Raw genomic sequence first — 19155 nt, 5'->3', positions numbered from 1 at the left:
CGTCGCAGCGCGCGGCGGAAAAACCTAGGGTCGTCCCCAGATGGCGTGCCGCGGCGCATCGGCTCCAATGGCAGCGGGTTCACGCGCGTTTAACCCGCCGCACAAGGTGCCGGGGTTAGACTCGTTCGGTCCGCATCATCGAGCACGGGATATCACCGTGAAACGACATTTTCTTTCCGCACTTCCGCTCGCTCTCGCCATGACGATTTCCGTTGCACAAATTCCGGCGCGCGATCTCGCCGCCGACGATCCGGCCCGCGCCGCGATTCTTGCCAGCGCCGCCGCGCCGGCCGAAAGCGAAATGCACCAGCCGCTCACGCTCAAGGTCAAGCAGTTGCGCGTGCTCGGCGAGTGGGCTTTCGTGCACGCCGCGATGCAGGGGCCCGGCGGCAAAGCGCCGAGCTACGACGGCACACGCTACCGCGAGGCTGCCGAACACGGCCACAAGTCCGACAAGTACGCCGCGCTGCTGAAGCGGCAGGGCGACACCTGGCGCGTCGAAGCCTATGTGATCGGCCCGACCGACGTCGCCTGGCAGGATTGGCCGCAGCAATACGGCGCGCCGCAGGCGCTGTTCGACAACGGCAAGTAACCCGCTGAAAAAGCAGAGGGCGGACTCTTCGAGTCCGCCCTCGTTCCCTGCAACCTCCCGCCATTCCGTGGCCGCGAGGAGACGTTTACGGCGGCGCCAGGATGAACGATCCGGAGATGTTCGCCGAGTAGCTGTCGTAGTTGATCTGCTGATTGCCCGGATCTGGATGATTGTTCGATCCGATCAGGGTGACGTGGCCGTGACCGTCGTTGCTCGAAACGATCTCTGTATGCGATTCGCCGTGGGCGCCGTTGCAGATCCACACATCGCCGGGCTTCGCATCGGCGAGACTGACCTGATGCCAGCCTTGACCGCGCAGACGCGTGTTCAGATCGCTGACCAGATTCGTGTGCCAGTTGATCTGGCCCGAGTCCTTGAGCATCGAGGTGACGAAGTTCGCGCACGATTCGCTCGTGTCGACGCCGGCCTGGGTCACGCCCGAGCGCTGCAGATCCGATTCGTAGCGTCCCAGATATTTCTGCGCGATCGATGCCGCGTTGGTGCCCTTGACCGCGCCGGTCGATGCGCTGCCGTCGACGGGAGCCGTCGAGGCCGCGCCGTGGCCGCCCGGAACATGCACCGTCTGCCCCGGATAGATCAGGTTCGGATTGGAGATTTGCGGATTGGCGCCGAGCAGCGAGCCGAGCGAGACGCCGAACTTGTTGGCGATGCCCGACATGGTGTCGCCGCGCTGCACCGCGTAGTCGCTGCCGCCCGAAGCGGCGGCATGACCCGGCAGATGAATCGTCTGGCCCGCGTGGATCAGGTTCGGATTGGAAATCTGCGGATTGGCCGCGATCAGCGCGCCGAGACCGACGTGGAAACGGTTCGCGATCGACGACAAGGTATCGCCGCTGTGCACGGTGTAGCTGCCGCCCGACGGCGCAGGCGCAGGCGCCGGACTCGGCGCGGGTGCCGGAGCGGGCGCGCCGCCGCCGGTGGTCGGATGCGAACGATCGAAAATCTGCTGGGCGAGTTCGCCGCGCGCCGGCTGATTGCGATCGGCCGGGCGCTCGTAGTTGTTGAGCACGCTCATGCCGGCACCGTAGGCGCTGGTCTGCGTGCGCAGGGCGTTGCCCGCGGAAGACTCGCTGTGGGTCAATTCCCACTGCACGAACTGCAGTTCATCGCCGTAGCTCGCATTGTGGATGTCCTTGCCCATGACCTGCTGGAACTGCGCCTGGCGCGGCCCTTCCCATTGCGCAATGCCGTAGCCGGGGCCGCCGCCGTACTGCTGAATATGCGGATCGAGCGTATGCGCGGATTCGACTTCGAGATTCGCGACGATGCCGGCGGCCTGCTCGCGCGACCAGCCCTGGCTCATGAAGTAGCCCATCGCCTGGTCTTCGCGTCCTTGCAACGTGGACGGCGTCGCACCGCTCGGCGCTGCGGCCTGCGATCCGCTCGGACCACTCGTGCCGTTCGCGCCCGAACTCGACTGTCCACCCGGAATCGTGACCTGCTCGCCCGGATAGATCAGGTTCGGATTGCGAATCTGCGGATTCGCGCCTTCCAATTCGCTGAGCGAGACGCCGTGCTGTGCGGCGATCTTCGCCAGCGTATCGCCGTGCTGCACGACGTAACCGTCGTTCTGCGCGGACGGCGCGGCGGCCTGCTGGGTAACGGTCTGGACTTGCGACATGGCATTCTCCGACGCGAACGAAAACGATGCGTGGATTGCACCAAGATCGCATGTCCCTGCCTAGCTGGGTCGCACCCTAGCTAGGGACAACCCTAGGACCTTGCGAAGAGAGAAAGCGTGCGTGCCGAAGCGACGCGCCGATCAATAGCTGCCGTGCTGCATGTCGCCGTACCACCAGGCGAACGTCGTCGAAAGATCGGTGGTGCTGTAGAGCGTGTGGCCGCGGTTGAGTTCGTAGCCCATCGCGGGTTTGCCGTTCAATTGCCCCGACCACCACGCCGACTGATGCTGCCCCTTGAAGCGCACCGAGCCCGAGGCAAAGGTGAATTCGAGGGTCATATCCGCAGTGCCCGGCTCGGTCTTGATCTCCATGCGGCAGGTCTGTGCGGGCTCGGCGCCCGATTGGCAGTACAGCGTCGAAGCCGGCGTGCCGGCGTTCGCTGCTGCCGCGGTGCGCGGCGCGGCTTCTTTGTTTGGCGCCGATGCGCTTGATGACTTCGGCGCCGATTCCTGCGGCGCGGCGTTCGCCGTGCACGCACCGACGCCGAGACAGAAAAGAGCCATCGCGATAGTCCGCTGCAGCATATTCATTCCTTCGATCTCAGACGTGCAGCACGGGCTCGAACTCGATCTCGCCGAGTCCGCGTTCGGCGAAGCGCCGCGTCAGTTCGCTGCCGCAGTCGCAGATGCGTTCGTAGGAATCGCGTGCGCGAATATCGGCGCGCAGGCGCCAGCCGTTCTCGCTCCGCGTCAGGCTCAGCTCGGTGCCCGGCAGCACCGTGTCGGACAACTGCAGGCGCACGCTCGCATCGCGAGCGCCGCTGCGCGCGCCGTCGGACACGAGCAGGCGCGCGACTTGCTTTTCGATCAGCTCGGCCAGTTGCTGCGGCGGCGCGGGCGGCGGTGCGGACGCGACACTTTGCGGCGCGCTCTGCGCGACCATGCGCTGCGCGAGCAACATCGCGGACACGTCGGCCGGCGCGTTGCCGTCGGTGTCGGCGAGCCCGCCCTTGCGCCGCGGCGCGGGTTCGTCGGCATCGTCGTCGAGCACGCTGCGCACGTTCTGCCCGAGAGGATCGGGCGTATCGCCGCGCGGCGGCGTCTGCTTCGTTTCCAGCAAGGATCGGAACTGCTGCATATCGTCGGCCGACGGCACGCGCCGCGGCGCGGTGCGCGTCGCATCGCCGTCGCGCGCGCGCTGGGCTTCGCTGGATGATTCGCTACGCATGGTGCATTCCTCCCGCGGTGGTTCGCCGATACTGGGTCAATTCCTGCGCGCGCCCGTTTTCCGCACGCCGTTGCGCGCGTTCGAGTTCGCTGCGCCAGCGCTGCTTCTGCTGCTCCAGCGCATCGAGCTTGGCCTGCGCGGCGCGGAACACTTTCAACGCCTTCGCCACCTCGGCCTCGGCCTCGGCCACGCGCTGTTCGGCCTGCGCGACGCGCGCGGCCTGCTGCTCGATCTGCACGTCGAGCAGGAGAGTGCGCTGTTCGATGCGCGCGTATCCGCTCGGGCTGCACTCGCCGGCGTGGGTGACGTTGGCGAGATACTGCTGTTGCGTCGCACGCTGATCGCCCAGCTCGATGCGCTTGCGCAGCGCGGCGTCGCGTTCCGCACAGCGTTCGGCGAGTACCGCCTGCCGCGCCTGAGTTTCGCGCAACGCGCGTTCGCAGCGCAGCGTGCGCGTGGCGATCAAAGGTTCGAGCGGATAGCGGCGGCTCATGCGAGCACCTTGTCGAGTCCGGCGAGCGCGTCGCCGAACGATGTCAGCCGGTGTGCGTCCTGGCGCAGCAGCGCATTGATCACGCCGATGCGGTCAAGGGCGAAATCCGCGTCGGCGTCGCTGCCGCGCTTGTACTCGCCGAGCTGCACGAGCAATTCGATTTCCTGGTACTTCGCCAGATATTTGCGCAGCATGCCTGCGGCGCGCTGGTGTTCGGGCGTGGCGACGCGCGGCATCACGCGGCTGGCGCTGCTGAGAATATCGATCGCCGGATAGTGATAGGCCGCGGCGAGCTTCTTCGACAGCACGATGTGCCCGTCGAGAATCGAGCGCACCTCTTCGGCGATCGGATCGGAACCGTCGTCGTCTTCCATCAGCACGGTGTAGAGCGCGGTGATCGATCCGTGTTCGTTGTTGCCGGAGCGCTCGAACAGCTTCGGCAGCGCGGAAAATATCGACGGCGGATAGCCGAGCCGCGCGGGCGGTTCGCCGATGGCGAGGCCGACGTCGCGCAGCGCACGCGCGAATCGCGTGACCGAGTCCATCAGCAGCAGCACGCGCTTGCCGCGGTCGCGGAAATATTCGGCGATCGCGGTGCCGGTGTACGCGGCGCGGCTGCGCTCCAGCGCGGGCCGGTCCGAGGTGGCGACGATAAGCACACTGCGCGCGAGTCCTTCGGCACCGAGATTGTCGTGGATGAATTCGTTGACCTCGCGGCCGCGTTCGCCAACGAGCACGATCACGTTCACTTCGGCGTCGCCGCCGCGCGCGAGCATGCCGAGCAAGGTGCTCTTGCCGCCGCCGGCCAGCGCGAAGATGCCGACACGCTGGCCTTCGCCGAGGGTCAGCGCGGCGTCGATCGCGCGCACGCCGGAACCGAGCGGGCGCTCGATCAGCCGCCGCGTCAACGGATTCGGCGAGTCGCGATAGATCGGCACTTCGTCCGTACAAACCAGATCGCCCTTGTCGTCCATCGGCCGGCCGAGCGCATCGAGGATGCGGCCGAGCTGCGCGTCGCCCGCGGGCGTGGTCGCGCGGCGGCCGACGACGGTGACTTCGGTGTTCGGCGACAGGCCTTCGAGCGATCCGAGCGGTGTCAGCAGCGTGTGCTGCCGGGTCACGCCGACGACCTCGGCAAGCAGGCGCGAATGCGGCGAGATCAACTCGCAGACCTCGCCGATGCTCGCCTGGATGCCGGTGACGCGGATCAGCGTGCCGTAGGCTTCGGCGACGCGCCCGATCCGACGCACCGTGGTGCTCTGACGGATTGCGTCGCGCAGATGCGCATGTGCCGCGCCCGTTTCGATGCGCGCGTTCATGCGTGTTCCCGCGCGGCCTGCCGCAACGCCTCGGCGATCGCGGCGAGTTGTTCGTGCAGTCCCGCTTCGACCCAGCCCGATTCGGATTGCAGCACGCAGCCGGCCGGCGCGAGTGTCTCGTCGGCGACGACCTGGAATACGGCGATCTGCGGATGCTCCGCGCGCAGGCGTTCCAGATCGGCTTCGACGGCGGCGACCGCATCAGGCGCGACGCGGATCTGCACGGCCTGCTCGGCATGCACTTCGGCGAGCGCTGCATCGATCAGCGGCGGCAGCAGTTGGGCGACGTCGAGCCGCGGCGCGATGCGCGCGACGACGGCCAGCGCCAGTTCGACGATGCGTTCGCTCTCGTTCGCGAGCAGAGTGCGATTGGCCTGGTTCACGCGATCGAGTTCGTCGCTAAGTTCTGCGAGGCCGGCGCGGCGTCCCGCGGCGTGCCCATCGGCCAGGGCGGCCTCGCGCGCCGCCGCCGTTTCGCGCTCGATCTTGACGCGCGTGGCGTCGAGCAGCGCAAGCGCGGCATCGGCGCGTTCGAGCGATTCCCATGCGGCGCGCTTGATTACCGGCCCGCGGATCGCGAGCTTGAGGTCGCGCGCGTCGGTCACAGCGATATCAGCCATTGGCTACGCGCTCCTCGGTTTCGGCCGGCGCCTGGTCGGCGGCGGCGAGCAAGCCATCCAGGTGCGCCGCTGCGCGCGCGAAGTCCAACCGATGCGGCAGCGACGGAACCTTCTTCGGCGGCAGCGAAACTCGGATGCGCTCGGCACAGGCCGCATGCAACGCTCCGGCATGACCGATCAATTCGGCGTAGCCGTGCGCGAAAAAATATCTTTCCAGCGGTTTGTCGGCGACCAGCGCATCGGCGAAACCGGCGGGATAGGTATCGCCCGGCGGCTCGCTCAGCGCGAGCGCATAGCGCACTTCGCCGAGAACGCGCTTGAGGCGCAGCACCGCATCGCGCCTGACCGTGCCGCGGATCGATCCGGACAGCGCGAGCGCGGCGAGATCCAGGGCGGCTTCGTCCAAGGCCGGCCGCGGCCAGAACAACCACTCCGCGTGCGCCGGCATGTGCCAGAGCGGAACGGCAAACAGTTCTACGGCCGGGCCTTCCGCGAGCGCACGCGCGAGCATGCGCAAGCCGAGCGGCGAAGCGCGCATCTGCGCGATCAGCGCCGCGGACAATTCCGGCAGCCATTCGGCGTGCGCTTCCTGCAGCGCGAGCGAACGCAGGCGTGCGCAGTCGAAGGCGACGGCGGCTGACGCTTCAGTCACGGCGCGGCGTCCTCGCCTGCGCGAGCAGCGGCAGCCAGCGCTCGCGCGACCACCATGCGCAGGCCATGAACAGGCCGGCGAGCACGAGGCCGATGAGGAACGGCTCATAGCGCCGCAGCATCTTCGGCACCATGACCAGTGCCGCGGAGTGCGAAGCGTCCGTGCGCGGCACGCTCGAAGGCGCGTCGACGCCAGTGGTGAAGAAAGTGACGGTGATCTTGTTGGCGTCGTCGAGTCCCTCGACGCTGTCTTTGACGATCGCCTTGATCTTGGTTTCGTAGTCGAGCACCGGCGAACCCGGCCGCGCGGTGATCACGACCGAAGCCGAAGCGGACTTCGGATTCGGATCGAGCGCATCGTGCTGCGGCAGCGCGATATGCACGCGCGCGGCGATGACGCCGTCGAGCGTCGCGATCGTGTGCTCCAGTTCCTGCGATAGCGCGTACAGATAGCGTGCGCGCTCTTCCAGCGGCGAGGAGACGAAACCCTCCTTCTTGAACACCGTGCCGAGCGAGTCGAAGCTCGGCCGCGGCAGTCCCTGCGCGCGCAGCAGCTCGACGGCCTGCGGGAAATCGTCGCGCTCGACCAGCACCTTCCAGCCTTTCTTGTTGTCGGAAAGTTCCTTGTCCGCATCGATGTTCGCCGCGAGCAGCGCGCCTTCGACCTGATTGGCCTGGCGCTCGTCGAGTTCGGCGAACAGCACCGCGCGGCTGCAGCCGGCGACGAGAAAGACACACGCGATCAACAACCAGCGCATACGCATGGCAAGCCTCTCTAGGCGGGTTACGACTGCTGGCGGAACAACTGCTGCACGCCGTCCGACGAGCGGTTGGCGACGTTGGCGGTGAGTTCGCAGTGGAACATGAACTCGTGGCAGCGCACGGTCATCATGAGCATGTCGCCGGGGCTCATGTCCTTGGTCGCGCTGATGCCGGCGTTGTCGCCCAATCCGGCGGCGCGGCCGTTGAGCGCGTTGAGCGTGTTGAGCACGGCGCGGAATCCTTCCGACTCCTGCGCCTGCGACGGCGCGGCGACCTTGGCCGGGTCCTGCATTTCCACCGTCTGCCCTGCACGCGCGTAGGCATTCTGGAACTGCGCGATGTCGAACACCGTGCGGCTCTGCGCCGGCGACGCGGTGCTGCCGGCGGCGCCGAGCAGCGCCGTCAAATCCACTGTAGTGACTTCACCGATCATGACTGTCTCCTGTAAAAACGTTCGCGACCTGCGCCCGCCGCGCGAGTACGCGCGGCGACGAGCGAAGCGGATTTGCGCTTATTCCTTCTTGCCGAGCGTTTCCAGCGCCTGGCCGACCGAGTTGTTCGCCGTCGACGCGTTGTTGGCGAGGAACTGCATCTTCAAGCTCTCCGCGGTCAGCACAGTCATCGTCGACGGCTGGTCGCCGCCGTTGGAAAGCTCCTGCGACAGCTCGGTCACGCGCGACGCCTGCTGATCGAGCGCGTTGCCCCAGGCCCGCGCCATCGCCTCGAACCAGCTCTTCGCCTCTTCCGAGTCGACGGGCCTGCGTCCCGGTGCGAGCGAGCTGCTCGGCTGTTGCGTGCTGCCGGTGCCGCTCATATGCGAGGTGGAGGTGGAAGTGGTGTTGTTGATTGCCATGTCGTTCTCCTGCCGTTGAAAACGTAATGAAAGGATCCGCGCAACCCCATCCGAAAGGTTTGCGGCCTGCAGCGAATTCGAAACCGCTTCGAACCCGTTGCGACGAACCGGCTGCCTGCGCATCCGATTCGTACCGGGCCGTCCCTGGCCCGCGGGCACTGCGCATCGTGCGCAGTGCCCGTCTCGAACTAGCCGTTCTTGATGTTGTCCAGCCTGGCCAGATGTTTCACCGCGTTGCCGGTATCGACGATCACGTCCTGGCCGTCGATCGCCTGCAGCTTCGCCCCGCCGGGCAACGTCGCGCCGATGTAGTAGCGCGAGCCGTCCTTGGTCACGATGTACGGGTCTTTGCCGCCGACCACTTCGGAAATCAGCTTGGTGTCGTCGACCGGCTTGCTCGGCGGCGCGGGCGGCGCATCGGTGTTGAGCGTGACCACTTTCTTCAGTCCGGCGATCTCGTGCATCGCGCGCGATTCGATCACCTTCTGCAGCTTGGCCTGATCGCCGAAATGCCCGCGCACTTCGACCTGCCCTTCGGTGAGATAACGCCCTTCCGCCGGCAGTCCCGAAAGACGCAGCACGTCGACGACGTCCTGGGCGATGTTGCTGCCGCTGCGCAGATCGATGTCGGCCGCGGCCGGACTCGCACCAAGCACCTCGCGCAGCTTTTCCGCCTGCGCCGGCTCGGCCACGATGCCGCTGACGCGCACGCGTCCGCGGTCGCCGCCGACGCGCACTTCGGGCAGTTCGGACGCGCGCACGATGCGCTCGGCCATTTCCTGGCGTGCGGCCAGAGTCGGTGCCGCGGGCCGCAGCCACTGCGCGGAGATCGCGCAAGTGACCACACCGGCGACTGCGATCGCGGCACCGATCGCGAGACGCCGCCGATGCCGCGCCGTAGGCAGAGCCGGGTTGTCCGCACCGGCGCCTTCCGCTGCGGTCGATACCGCTTCGCGGATGCGCGCCCATTCTTCTTCGTTGGATGCCAGGCCCAACGCGAACGCGGCCGAACCGATTTCGACCACCTCGAACGGCGCGATGCGCACCGGTTCGCCCGGCGAAATCTCGCGGCCGCCGGCACGCACCGTCGCTTCGACTGCGCGCAGCCCGATATCCGAGCCGATCACGCTGACGATGCAGTGATGCGTCTGCACGGCCGCGTCGGCGAGGATCAGATCGCAGTCGTCGCCGCCGCCGATGACGACCACGTCGCCCGGACCGCAACGGCGTTCCGCGCCCGCATGCACGCCGCGAATGAGGCGCAGGGCGAGAGCCGGTTCGGTGTCGTCTGTCTTGCGCTGTTTGGGTCGTTGTATTTGCATATTTTCCATCCTGTTCCGCTCACGGCGGATCATTCGGCAACAGTGGAAACGCGTTTGTCCTTGTGGCGAATTTCCTCAGGCCTTCCCTGGCGGAGGAACCGGCGTCGCCGCCGGAACCGGCGGCGGATTTGCCGGCGGTGGATCGGCGCGATGGTGCTGCTCTCTTTCATCTTCGGCGTCGAGCCCTTCGACGCTCACGCCCGGCTGGGTCGCGCCGGGCGTCTGCCCGCTGATGCGATTGAGCGCGACCAGGCGTGGGCTGATCAGGAACAGGCGTTCTTTGCGGCTGCGTTCCTTCACCGTGTGCTTGAACGCATTGCCGAGCACGGGAATGTCGCCGAGCAGCGGAATCTTGCTGATCTGCACGTCGCTCGAATCCTTGACCAGTCCGCCGAGCAGCAAGCTGTCGCCGGCGTTGATGATGGTCTGCGTGTTCACCGCGGTGCGCGTGATCGTCGGATAGTTGGAGACCTGCGGAATGAATCCGCCGTTCGACACGGACTGAAAGCTCACGTCGCCATCTTCGATGTTCATCACCAGACGGATACGGTCGTGGTTGAACTCGGTGATGATGTGCGGCGTCACGCGCAGCACGGTGCCGGCGATGACGTTGAACAGATCGACTTCGTAAGCGCCGTTGACCGGCACGTACAGGGTCTGCGTATTCTCGATCACCGCCTCGACGTCGTTGAGCGTCATCACCTGCGGATGCGAAACGACGTTGGTGATGCCGCGCTGTCCGAGCGCGTTGATGCGCGCGATGAACTTGCCCGAGTCGCCGACGATCGCGCCGATCTGCAAGCCGGGCAGCTTCTCCGGAAGATTGGTGATGCTGTTGAGCCCGAGCGCCTGGGTGAGCTGGTTCTGGAACGCCGTCGTGCCCATGTCGGTGCCGAACTGAATCGCGGTGCGGCCGTTCTGCCAGCGCCAGTCGACGCCGAGATCGAGCAGCTTCTGCTTGTCGACGTCGATGATCGTCGCTTCGATCTCGACGATGCGCGGCTCGACGTCGAGCTCCTTGATCAGCGAGGCGTACAGCGGCATCGTGTCGGGTGCGTCGCGCACGATTACGGCATTGCGATACGGATCGGCGACGATGCGCGCGTCGCGTCCCTTGCCGGGCTGGCTCGACTCGACCGCGGTGGCGATCGGCACGCCGTTCGGGTAGTTGCCCGCTTCGGCGTAACCCTGCTGCGCAGACGGCGGCGCGAGCGGCGGCGGCAGCCCGTTGCGATCGGTCCCCGCCCTTCCGCCGTCGTTGCCGACGCCGGCGAGGCCGGTGCCCTTGAGGCGCGTCGCCGTGGCGCGCAGCACCTGATCGTGAGGTGCGGCGAAATTCGCCGAGCCCTGGTTCGGGTACATGAGCTGGCGCAGTATGGTCGCCACGCCGGGCACGTTGATGACGTGATTGCCGACCGTCATATTGGTGTCGGCGGCCATCGCGTACTGCAGAGTGAACAGGCGGAACGAGGCCGGCGCGGCGGTGTTCTCCTGGCGCAGCGTGGCGGTGAGCTCCTGCGCCTGGTCGATAAAGCGCGGCGTGCCCGACACCACGATCAAGCCGGTGTCTACGCGCGCGCTGAACGAGTTGTTGCTGTCGCCGAGACGCATTTCCTGGAAGGCGCGCACGAAATCCTGCGTCTTCATCGGCGGCACGGCGAAGTAGCGCGTGATGCGTTCGGACAATTTGTAAATGTATACCGCACCGCCGTCGTAATAGGCGGTGAGCTGGTTCGACGCGGCGATGCTGCGAAACACCAACTCCGGCGTACCGGCGCGCGGTCCGTTCAAAGTGCCGCCCTGATTGGCGACGAGCGGACTGACGACGGCTTGCAAGTTCTGTTCGGCGAAGAAGCGCTCGAGAAAATCCTTGAGCGGTTCGTCCTTCAAATCGTAACTGACCTGCTCGCGCTGGAACGGGATCGTCGCCGCCGCTGCGCTGCCGGCAAAGCCCACCGCCGAAAGCAACAGCCACGCCAGCAGCCACCAGCGCACGCAGAATTTCTTCTTCCCCAAAAACTCAACCATATGGACCGTCCTTTCCTCTTTGCTGAGAGTTCTGTTTTCCTCACGCACTCAACTGTCCGATCGGTTCGAGCTTGATGTCCGACACCAGCTCCTGGAACGACAATACGGGCAGTTCGAAATATTCGATTTCGATCAACTTGCGCAGGTGCCGGCGCACATCCAGCGAGGACAGCAGCACCATTCCTTCAAAGCCGCCTTCGCGATTGCGCCATTGGCCGATCTCGCCGAGGATGCGCGCGGCAAGCTCCGGATCGATCGCGAGCTGCGTGCCGGCGCTGCTGACGCGCACCGACTGGCGCAGCTTGTCTTCGAGTTCGGGATGCGCGACCAGCACTTTCAGCGAACGGCTGTCCGCGGCGTAGCGGTCGGAGATGTGCCGGCGCATGGCGACACGCACGCTTTCGGTCAGCAGCACGACGTCTTTCTCGCGGCCGCCAGCCTCGGTGATCGCCTCGAACACGTCGCGCAGATTGCGGATCGAGACATTCTCGTCGACCAGCCGGCGCAGCACTTCGGACACGCGCTGCGGCGCGACCACGCGCAACAGTTCCTTGACCAGATCGGGATAGTCGCGGCCCATGCGGTTGAACAGGTTCGACGCCTCTTGTATGCCGATGAACAGGCCGAGATGCCGGCGCAATGCAAGCTCGGCATGCAGGGCGAGCAGATCGAGCGGTTCGAGCGCGGCCGCGCCGTCGTCGGCTGCCGCTGCATGATCCGACCAATGCCCTTCGAGCGGCGGCAGGAAGCGCGCGGCGACGACGAGATCGTTCTTGCTCGCCGCCGCCGCGGCGAACGCACCGCGGCGGAAATGCAGATCGGTGCGCAGCACGCCGCTCATGATCAGCACGCCATGTGCATAGAGGCGATACGCACCGGGCGGCATCGCGCCGACCGGACGCACCACTGGAGCGGGCAGCGGCACGCCGAAGTCTTCGCGCATGCGCTGCGCCAGCCGCGCGAACTGCTCGCGCACGCGCGGCAGGCCAAGCGCAGCGGCGGTGCTGCTTTCGAGTTCGAGCAGCAAGCCAGGCAGCAGCGGCAGTTCGCTTTCGTCGCGCGCACCTGCGCGCGCATCCGCCGTGGCCGTCTCCTCGGGCAGACGCAGCAGGCGGCGCACGAAGCCGACCCGGTCGCGCACGCGCCAAGCCGTGAACGCGAGCAAGGCGACCGCGAGCAACAGAAACACGAACTTGGGAAAGCCGGGCACGAGCATCAGCATCAACGCGACCACGCCCGCGATCAGCGCGACGCGCGGCTCGCTCGAAATCTGCCGCGCGATGGCTTCGCCGAGATGGCGGTCGCGGTCGTCGCTCGCCGTACGCGTCACGATGAGGCCGGCGGAAATCGAGGCGAGCAGCGCGGGAATCTGCGAGACCAGTCCGTCGCCGATGGTCAGAATGCTGTAGGTGTGCACCGCATCGCCAAGCGGCATGCCGAGTTGCATCACGCCGACCGCCAGACCGCCGAGCAGGTTGATGATGATGATGACGATGCCGGCGACGGCGTCGCCTTTGACGAACTTCATCGCGCCGTCGAGACTGCCGTGCAACTGGCTTTCGGTTTCGAGCAGACGGCGGCGGCGGCGCGCTTCGTCCTTGTCGATCAGGCCGGAGCGCAGATCGGAGTCGATCGAGAGCTGCTTGCCCGGCATCGCATCGAGAGTGAAGCGCGCGGCGACTTCGGCGACGCGTTCGGCGCCCTTCGCCACGACGATGAACTGCACCACCGTGATGATGAGGAAGACGACGATGCCGACGACGAGGTTGCCGCCGACGACGAGATTGCCGAAGGTGTTGATGATGTGGCCGGCGTCGGCGTTGAGCAGAATGATGCGCGTGATGCCGATCGACAGCGACAGCCGGAACAGCGTCGTGATCAGCAAGACGCTCGGAAAACTGGCGAACGCGACGGGCGAAGGAATGTAGATCGCGAGGAGCAGCAAGCCCACGCCGATCAGGATGTTCACCGCAACGAGCGTATCGATCAGCGCCAGCGGCAGCGGCAAGATCATCAGCGCGACGACCGAGACGACGCCGAAGGCGAGCACGATGTCGCTGTAACCGCGTCCGCGCGGCTCGACCGTCGAATGAACTTCGGAAGCCGGCGTCACGATCGTCGGCTCCATGCAGAGCCGATCGTTTCACGAACATCGCGTGCGCCGCATAGCGCTTGGGCAATGCGACTGCCGCGTTCGTTTAAAACAACATCAGACAACAGAGAAACTAGGGGCGAGGTTCACTAGCTCTTCCTCCACAGCCAATGCCGTGTTCACGGAATAATTCCGCGCCCACGCCCCTGTCCCTATTTGTTCAGCCTACCCAACTAATCCACCGCTAGGCAAGCAACTTCGACAACAAAAATTTTCGTCGCGGAGTCTAAACGTCAAAGTGTTTGCGCGAAGTTAAGCTTCGCTTACAGCTGTGTGTCACTCGCTTGTGCGTCACTCGCGCGCGGCTCGGTGGGCCACTGCGCAAGCGTGCTCATCGACGTCGCACATACACCGATCACCAAGGTCTGCCGCTCCGTTTCCAACAGCACGATGCGCTCGCGCGGCCCCACTGCGAGCACGCTGCGTATGCGCAACGCATCGCCACCGCTGACGCCCGCGTAGCGCCGTTTGATCCACCACAGTGCGGCGACGCCGGCGGCGATAACGATGAGCAGCGGAGTGATCAATGACAGCACGTCCATCGAAAAAGACGGCGGCGCATTCGCCGGCTCCTGCGCGAACGCACTCAACGAATAAGACAAAAACAATAAGCATGACAAAACGAAAATGCGGCGGATCGGATTGCGCATGAAGACTCCTCGTCGTTTGCCAAATATGTGCCGCCTACGCGGCGCGTATCATGAAAATAGTTTCACGTTGCGCGCGAAAAACAATGCGCGCTTTGTGATGCTCGTCGCAAATATTTCTTTCGCGATAAAACCAAATCGAAGCATGCCTTACCAAAAAATAACACTTCCGGTGTTGCACTCTGAGTAGACTCCGCCCCTCTCGGTGCAGCATGGCAAGCATGACATCGAACGCGAACACACGGACTGTCACCCCTGCGCGCAAGCCTGCCACTCGTCGCGAGCGCACGAGTCACTCGCTTCCTTCGGCGCAAGCGCTGCTCGATGCCGTGCCACTTCCGTGTGCAGTGTTCGCAGAGGCCGACGGCGAACTGCAAATGCACAACGCGGCCTTCGCCGCGGAATTCCCCAACCTCGATCGACACACCACGCGCAGCGAGTTCCTGCGCCAATTCGAAGACGCGCCCGAGCTGCAGGCCGGCAACGAGGAAGTCGAAGCGTTTCACGCGGAGTCGCGGCGCTGGTATGCGCTACGCAGCGTCCGCTTCGCCGCGGCGGATCATGCGGCCGAGCTTCTTACCGTGGCGAACGTCAGTGCCCGTAACGAAACCTTGCGCCGGCACAAGACCCAGGCCGAGCGCTTGCTGTTCACTTCGCGAGTGATGAGCGTCGGCGAGATGACGACGACGCTCGCGCACGAACTCAATCAGCCGCTCGCGGCGATCGTCAACTATCTCAACGTCGCCCTGCGCCTGATCGGCCGCGAGTCCCCCGACCTTTCGCGCAGCGGTGAAGCGCTCATGCTCGCACGCGAGCAGGCCGCGCATGCAAGCGCCGTGATCGCGCGGCTGCGCGAGTTCGTGCGCGCGCGCGAGCCGAAGCGCAGCGCACTCGCCCTGAGCGACCTGGTCGCCACGGTCATGCAGTTGCTCAAGCTCGAAGCGGAGAAGCAGCGCGTGCGCGTCGCCACCGAGCTGCCCGCTTCGCTGCCGCCCGTGTTCGCCGATCGGGTCATGCTCGAACAGGTGCTGCTCAATCTGGTGAAGAACGCGATCGAGGCGATGCGCGACAGCGACCCGAAACACCGCGAAGTGCGCATCGGCGCGCGCATCAATCTCGACGAGCAGATCGAGCTGCGCGTCAGCGACCGGGGCTGCGGCCTGTCCGCGGCGGAAGCGCAACAGTTGTTCACGCCGTTCTACACGACGAAGAGCGACGGGCTCGGCATCGGCCTCGCCATCTGCCGCTCGATCGTCGAGTACCACGAAGGCCGTCTGTATTTCGAAGACAATCCGAAGGGCGGCAGCGTGTTCGTCGTCACCCTGCCGCAGGCGCGCGCGGAGGCGGCCGCATGAGCACCGCGGCAACTTGCGTGCATCTGGTCGACGACAACGAACCGTTCCGCCGTTCGACCGCATGGCTGCTCGAGACCGCGGGCTTCCGCGTACATGCCTACGCGAGCGCGCCCGAATTTCTCGGCGCGGCTACGGCCGCCGCACGCGCGCCGCTGATCGGATGCCTGGTCAGCGACGTGCGCATGCCCGAGATGAGCGGCATCGAACTGCAGGAGGAAATGCAGCGCCTCGGCGTGCGCATGCCCCTGATCTTCGTCACTGCGCACGGCGACGTTCCGCTCGCCGTCGAGGCGATGCGCCGCGGCGCCAGCGATTTCATCGAAAAGCCATTCGACAGCGATACCCTCATCGGCGCCGTGCAGCGTGCGCTCGCCGCGGCACCCGCGGACGACGACGACGGCGAGGCGCGCAAGAAACTGGCGAAACTCACGCCGCGCGAACGCGAGGTGATGGAGTACGTCATCGCCGGAAAATTCAACAAGGTCATCGCCGACATCTTGAACATCAGCGTGAAAACGGTGGAACTTCACCGCGCCAACATGATGGGCAAGCTCGGCGTGCACAACGTCCAGGAACTGGTCAGGCTGGCAATGAGAACGCGATGACGGCACACGCAAGCCAAACGCATCCCTCTCCGCACGACGCGGCAGCGGCGCGCACGCCGCAATCGCTGCGCGGGCGCCTGCCGAAACTCGACGGCGCCCGCGCACAACTCGCACGCAAGCTGTTCGACGCCGCCCGCGTGTTCACGGCGAAGAACGGCGTGCGCCTCAGCGTCGCCGCGCCCGGTCCGCTGCCGCGCGAACTCGTCGAATGCGAGGCGGGCAGCGAGCGCGTTCTCCTCGCCTTCGCCCGCGACGAGATACTCGACCCGTGCGCCGGCGGCGCCTGGAACGACTATCAAGGATTCGGCCGCTGCGTCGCATGGACGCTCGCGCACGAACGCTTGCTGCATGCTTTGTCCGACTTGCTCGGCCAGTCGTTGCTGCCGCGGAAACTGCTGGTCGCCGGCAATCCGACCGCGGGCGTGGTCTGGCTCGGCCTGCGCGCAACAGTGCAGGATGCGGAATCCATCGGCGTCGTCGCACTGTCGTCGGGCCTCGCGCATGCGCTCGCCGAAACCCTGCGCACACGCGCCGCGCAGTCCGCTGCGACCGCGCGGCCCGACGCCGGCCTGCTGCGCGAGCGCCTGCTGCTGACTGCACCGGGTCCGCGTTTGCGCAGGTCGGATATCGCCGACCTCGTTGCGGGCGACGTCATCGTGCTCGGAACGAAAACCGGCGTCCTCGCCGATCTGCGTCTGCGCAGAACATCGCATCGTCTCACTCAATGGCCGGCGACCTGGCGGGACGGCCGCGTACACGTCAATGGCCCCGCCACCACCGGCAACGCAAGGAGCTACCCCGTGAACGACACCGCCAGCGACATCCACAACACTGCTGCCACCGCCGCAAATGCGCAAGCGCAGATTCCCGTCGCACTCGAGTTCGAACTCGGCGCCGTCGATTCGAGCCTGCGCGATCTCGCCCGCATCGAACCGGGCTATGTGTTCGACCTGCCGCTGACGCTCGACCACGCCGCAGTGACCATCCGCAGCGCGGGCAAGCGCATCGGCCGCGGCGAACTGGTTGCCGTTGGCGATACGCTCGGCGTGCGTCTGACCGAGTGGATCGCCGACGGAGGCTGAGCGCGATGGATCTCACCAGCTTCAGTCCCGCCCTGATCATCGCGACAGTGGTGGGCCTCGCGCTCGCCCCGTTCGTCGCCGTGATGGTCACTTCGTTCACCAAGATCGTCGTTGTGCTCAGTCTGCTGCGCAATGCGCTCGGCCTGCAGCAGACGCCGCCAAACGTGGTGATCAACGGCCTCGCCATCGTGCTGTCGGTGTACGTGATGAACGCGGTGATGATGTCGAGCTACGACTCGATCAACGCGCGGCTGCAGCAGAACCCGAACCGCAGCATGGACGTGAACCGCATGGTCGAAATGGCCGACGCCGGCAAGGAACCGCTGCGCGCCTTCCTGCTCAAGCATTCGAGCGAATCCGAGCGGCAGTTCTTCCTGCGCAGCGCGCAGCGGCTGTTGCCGGCGGACAAGCAGGCCAGCGTGACCGACACCGACTATCTCGTCGTCGTACCGTCGTTCACCGTGAGCGAGCTGACCGCGTCGTTCAAGATCGGCTTCCTGATTTTTCTGCCTTTCCTCGTCATCGACTTGATCGTGTCGAACATCCTGCTTGCGCTCGGCATGATGATGCTGTCGCCGACGACGGTATCGCTGCCGTTCAAGCTGCTGCTGTTCGTCTTCCTCGACGGCTGGGCCAAGCTCGTGCACGGCCTCGTGCTGACCTATACCTGAGAGCCGCGATGAACGCCGACATCATCCGCCTGACTCAGGATGCGTTGTGGCTGGTGCTGATCCTGTCCGCGCCGGCGATCGTCGCCGCGTCGATCGTCGGTCTGACGATCGCGTTCCTGCAGGCGGCGACGCAGTTGCAGGAGCAGACCTTCAGCTATACGATGAAATTCTTCGCCATCGTGGTCACTCTGTTCGTCACCGCCGCGATGCTCGGCGGCACGCTGTACACCTTCTCGGAACGGCTGTTCACCCAATTTCCGTCGATGGTGCGCTGATGGCCTTCTTCACGCCGCAGCTTTTCGGTGACCAGGTCGTCGGCGTCGCGCTCACCTTGCCGCGCATTGCCGCGGCGTTTCTCATGCTGCCGCTGCTCACCGGCGAAAACATGCCGGCACTCGTGCGCAACAGTTTCTTCGTCAGCCTCGCCCTCGTCGTGTTTCCGCTCGCCTCTGCAGCTGCGCCGCTCAGCGCGGGTCTGAACAGCCCGTGGCCGCTCGTCATCGTCAAGGAAATTTTTATCGGCATCGCGATCGGCTTCAGTTTCGGCGCGGTGTTTTGGGCGATCGGCAGCGCGGGCAACTTCATCGATGCGAAGGTCGGCTCGACCATCGCGAGCGTGGTCGATCCTCTCGCCGGTCATCAGACCTCGCTGACCGGCGCGTTCCTGAGCCAGTTGGCCGCGTGGCTGTTCATGACCAGCGGCGCCTTCATGGTCTTTCTCGACCTGCTGCTGTCGAGCTACGCCATCTGGCCGGTCAGCGCCTTCCTGCCGCAGTTGAAACCGCCGGCCGCCGATTTCTTCATCGGCCAATTCAGCTACCAGATGACCACCGCGCTGCTGCTGGCCTCGCCGGCGCTCGTGGTCATGTCGCTCGTCGATCTTTCGCTCGGCTTGGTCAACCGCTATGCGCAGCAGCTCAATGTGTTCACCCTGACCATGCCGATCAAGGCGTGGCTCGGCACCTGGATCGTGCTACTGATGCTCGGCGTCTTTCTCGAAGTCGTGCTGCGCAAGCTGTTCGAAAACAAGACCCTGCTGACGACCTTGCGCGCTTTGTTCTGACGGCGGCGAGAGCGGAAGAAGGATCACGATCACGAAACCCGGAGATCGCGGAAAACACGGAGAAGAGCAG

At 65.6% G+C, this 19155-nt stretch carries 21 protein-coding genes; 7 read left to right on the top strand and 14 right to left on the bottom strand.

The features are described 5' to 3' along the window. Positions 1–157: 157 nt before the first annotated feature. Entirely contained in the window at positions 158–592 is a 435-nt protein-coding gene (locus FFS30_RS17930; RefSeq protein WP_137914569.1) for a hypothetical protein, read from the top strand. 85 nt (positions 593–677) lie between these two features. Here the strand turns inward: FFS30_RS17930 and FFS30_RS17925 are convergent, their stop codons facing one another. From FFS30_RS17925 to FFS30_RS17860, 14 genes are all read right to left on the bottom strand, one after another. Beyond that, positions 678–2234, bottom strand: coding sequence for a phage tail tip lysozyme (locus FFS30_RS17925; protein WP_137914568.1), 1557 nt, complete (start codon positions 2232–2234; stop codon positions 678–680). Positions 2235–2375: 141 nt separating this feature from the next. Beyond that, complete coding sequence (locus tag FFS30_RS17920) at positions 2376–2798, bottom strand: hypothetical protein (protein ID WP_137914567.1); 423 nt, start codon at positions 2796–2798, stop codon at positions 2376–2378. Between the two features lie 37 nt (positions 2799–2835). Further along, entirely contained in the window at positions 2836–3462 is a 627-nt protein-coding gene (locus FFS30_RS17915; RefSeq protein ID WP_137914566.1) for a type III secretion HpaP family protein, read from the bottom strand. Further along, positions 3455–3955 carry a hypothetical protein gene (locus FFS30_RS17910; protein ID WP_137914565.1) on the bottom strand — a complete coding sequence of 167 codons (501 nt, stop codon included), beginning with the start codon at positions 3953–3955 and terminating at the stop codon, positions 3455–3457. Before FFS30_RS17910 ends, FFS30_RS17915 begins: the two co-directional genes overlap by 8 nt. After that, positions 3952–5274, bottom strand: a complete 1323-nt coding sequence (locus FFS30_RS17905) for a FliI/YscN family ATPase (protein ID WP_137914564.1) — start codon at positions 5272–5274, stop codon at positions 3952–3954. Before FFS30_RS17905 ends, FFS30_RS17910 begins: the two co-directional genes overlap by 4 nt. Further along, on the bottom strand, positions 5271–5894 hold the full coding sequence (locus FFS30_RS17900) for a FliH/SctL family protein (protein WP_137914563.1): 624 nt from the start codon (positions 5892–5894) through the stop codon (positions 5271–5273). Before FFS30_RS17900 ends, FFS30_RS17905 begins: the two co-directional genes overlap by 4 nt. Next, positions 5887–6546 (bottom strand): hypothetical protein, encoded by a 660-nt coding sequence (locus FFS30_RS17895; protein WP_137914562.1) that lies wholly within the window; start codon positions 6544–6546, stop codon positions 5887–5889. Before FFS30_RS17895 ends, FFS30_RS17900 begins: the two co-directional genes overlap by 8 nt. Further along, positions 6539–7309, bottom strand: a complete 771-nt coding sequence (sctJ, locus tag FFS30_RS17890) for a type III secretion inner membrane ring lipoprotein SctJ (protein ID WP_137914561.1) — start codon at positions 7307–7309, stop codon at positions 6539–6541. The genes FFS30_RS17895 and sctJ overlap by 8 nt, the downstream gene beginning before the upstream one ends. A gap of 20 nt (positions 7310–7329) precedes the next feature. Then, the gene (locus tag FFS30_RS17885) at positions 7330–7740 is read right to left on the bottom strand and encodes a hypothetical protein (protein ID WP_137914560.1); all 411 of its coding nucleotides are present in this window, start codon (positions 7738–7740) and stop codon (positions 7330–7332) included. 78 nt (positions 7741–7818) lie between these two features. Then, positions 7819–8160: a hypothetical protein gene (locus FFS30_RS17880; protein WP_212742515.1), complete on the bottom strand. Its 342-nt coding sequence runs from the start codon at positions 8158–8160 to the stop codon at positions 7819–7821. 188 nt (positions 8161–8348) lie between these two features. Then, on the bottom strand, positions 8349–9482 hold the full coding sequence (locus FFS30_RS17875; protein ID WP_171014709.1) for an FHA domain-containing protein: 1134 nt from the start codon (positions 9480–9482) through the stop codon (positions 8349–8351). Positions 9483–9557: 75 nt separating this feature from the next. Further along, entirely contained in the window at positions 9558–11510 is a 1953-nt protein-coding gene (gene sctC, locus FFS30_RS17870; protein WP_137914558.1) for a type III secretion system outer membrane ring subunit SctC, read from the bottom strand. A gap of 40 nt (positions 11511–11550) precedes the next feature. Beyond that, positions 11551–13638 carry a type III secretion system export apparatus subunit SctV gene (gene sctV, locus FFS30_RS17865; RefSeq protein WP_137914557.1) on the bottom strand — a complete coding sequence of 696 codons (2088 nt, stop codon included), beginning with the start codon at positions 13636–13638 and terminating at the stop codon, positions 11551–11553. Between the two features lie 287 nt (positions 13639–13925). Further along, a complete protein-coding gene (locus FFS30_RS17860; protein ID WP_137914556.1) occupies positions 13926–14312 on the bottom strand; it encodes a flagellar biosynthetic protein FliO in 387 nt (128 codons plus the stop codon). Positions 14313–14686: 374 nt separating this feature from the next. On the opposite strand from FFS30_RS17860, the gene FFS30_RS17855 reads away from it, so the two are divergent. From FFS30_RS17855 to sctT, 6 genes are read left to right on the top strand one after another with little or no spacing between them, the layout of a single operon-like run. Continuing rightward, positions 14687–15664, top strand: coding sequence for an ATP-binding protein (locus tag FFS30_RS17855; RefSeq protein WP_171014708.1), 978 nt, complete (start codon positions 14687–14689; stop codon positions 15662–15664). After that, on the top strand, positions 15661–16269 hold the full coding sequence (locus FFS30_RS17850) for a response regulator (RefSeq protein WP_137914554.1): 609 nt from the start codon (positions 15661–15663) through the stop codon (positions 16267–16269). The genes FFS30_RS17855 and FFS30_RS17850 overlap by 4 nt, the downstream gene beginning before the upstream one ends. After that, entirely contained in the window at positions 16266–17351 is a 1086-nt protein-coding gene (locus FFS30_RS17845) for a FliM/FliN family flagellar motor switch protein (RefSeq protein WP_137914553.1), read from the top strand. The genes FFS30_RS17850 and FFS30_RS17845 overlap by 4 nt, the downstream gene beginning before the upstream one ends. Before the next feature lie 5 nt (positions 17352–17356). Then, entirely contained in the window at positions 17357–18022 is a 666-nt protein-coding gene (gene sctR / locus FFS30_RS17840; RefSeq protein ID WP_137914552.1) for a type III secretion system export apparatus subunit SctR, read from the top strand. An 8-nt stretch (positions 18023–18030) separates the two neighbouring features. Then, positions 18031–18297, top strand: coding sequence for a type III secretion system export apparatus subunit SctS (gene sctS / locus FFS30_RS17835; protein WP_137914551.1), 267 nt, complete (start codon positions 18031–18033; stop codon positions 18295–18297). Beyond that, entirely contained in the window at positions 18297–19085 is a 789-nt protein-coding gene (sctT, locus tag FFS30_RS17830; protein ID WP_137914550.1) for a type III secretion system export apparatus subunit SctT, read from the top strand. The genes sctS and sctT overlap by 1 nt, the downstream gene beginning before the upstream one ends. The last annotated feature ends 70 nt before the right edge of the window (positions 19086–19155 follow it).

The sequence above is a fragment of the Rudaea sp. 3F27F6 genome (assembly GCF_005503555.1).
Classification (GTDB): domain Bacteria; phylum Pseudomonadota; class Gammaproteobacteria; order Xanthomonadales; family Rhodanobacteraceae; genus Rudaea.
The sequence above is the reverse complement of the archived record's forward strand: the minus strand, read 5'-3'. Positions and strand labels throughout refer to the sequence as shown.

What these genes read in the sequence shown, in the direction of transcription:
- FFS30_RS17925 (WP_137914568.1), bottom strand. Translation starts at nt 2,234, where the DNA reads ATGTCGCAAGTCCAGACCGTTACCCAGCAGGCCGCCGCGCCGTCCGCG.
- FFS30_RS17920 (WP_137914567.1), bottom strand. Translation starts at nt 2,798, where the DNA reads ATGGCTCTTTTCTGTCTCGGCGTCGGTGCGTGCACGGCGAACGCCGCG.
- FFS30_RS17915 (WP_137914566.1), bottom strand. Translation starts at nt 3,462, where the DNA reads ATGCGTAGCGAATCATCCAGCGAAGCCCAGCGCGCGCGCGACGGCGAT.
- FFS30_RS17910 (WP_137914565.1), bottom strand. Translation starts at nt 3,955, where the DNA reads ATGAGCCGCCGCTATCCGCTCGAACCTTTGATCGCCACGCGCACGCTG.
- FFS30_RS17905 (WP_137914564.1), bottom strand. Translation starts at nt 5,274, where the DNA reads ATGAACGCGCGCATCGAAACGGGCGCGGCACATGCGCATCTGCGCGAC.
- FFS30_RS17900 (WP_137914563.1), bottom strand. Translation starts at nt 5,894, where the DNA reads ATGGCTGATATCGCTGTGACCGACGCGCGCGACCTCAAGCTCGCGATC.
- sctJ (WP_137914561.1), bottom strand. Translation starts at nt 7,309, where the DNA reads ATGCGTATGCGCTGGTTGTTGATCGCGTGTGTCTTTCTCGTCGCCGGC.
- FFS30_RS17885 (WP_137914560.1), bottom strand. Translation starts at nt 7,740, where the DNA reads ATGATCGGTGAAGTCACTACAGTGGATTTGACGGCGCTGCTCGGCGCC.
- FFS30_RS17880 (WP_212742515.1), bottom strand. Translation starts at nt 8,160, where the DNA reads ATGGCAATCAACAACACCACTTCCACCTCCACCTCGCATATGAGCGGC.
- FFS30_RS17875 (WP_171014709.1), bottom strand. Translation starts at nt 9,482, where the DNA reads ATGCAAATACAACGACCCAAACAGCGCAAGACAGACGACACCGAACCG.
- sctC (WP_137914558.1), bottom strand. Translation starts at nt 11,510, where the DNA reads ATGGTTGAGTTTTTGGGGAAGAAGAAATTCTGCGTGCGCTGGTGGCTG.
- sctV (WP_137914557.1), bottom strand. Translation starts at nt 13,638, where the DNA reads ATGGAGCCGACGATCGTGACGCCGGCTTCCGAAGTTCATTCGACGGTC.
- FFS30_RS17860 (WP_137914556.1), bottom strand. Translation starts at nt 14,312, where the DNA reads ATGCGCAATCCGATCCGCCGCATTTTCGTTTTGTCATGCTTATTGTTT.
- FFS30_RS17855 (WP_171014708.1), top strand. Translation starts at nt 14,687, where the DNA reads ATGCACAACGCGGCCTTCGCCGCGGAATTCCCCAACCTCGATCGACAC.
- FFS30_RS17850 (WP_137914554.1), top strand. Translation starts at nt 15,661, where the DNA reads ATGAGCACCGCGGCAACTTGCGTGCATCTGGTCGACGACAACGAACCG.
- FFS30_RS17845 (WP_137914553.1), top strand. Translation starts at nt 16,266, where the DNA reads ATGACGGCACACGCAAGCCAAACGCATCCCTCTCCGCACGACGCGGCA.
- sctR (WP_137914552.1), top strand. Translation starts at nt 17,357, where the DNA reads ATGGATCTCACCAGCTTCAGTCCCGCCCTGATCATCGCGACAGTGGTG.
- sctS (WP_137914551.1), top strand. Translation starts at nt 18,031, where the DNA reads ATGAACGCCGACATCATCCGCCTGACTCAGGATGCGTTGTGGCTGGTG.
- sctT (WP_137914550.1), top strand. Translation starts at nt 18,297, where the DNA reads ATGGCCTTCTTCACGCCGCAGCTTTTCGGTGACCAGGTCGTCGGCGTC.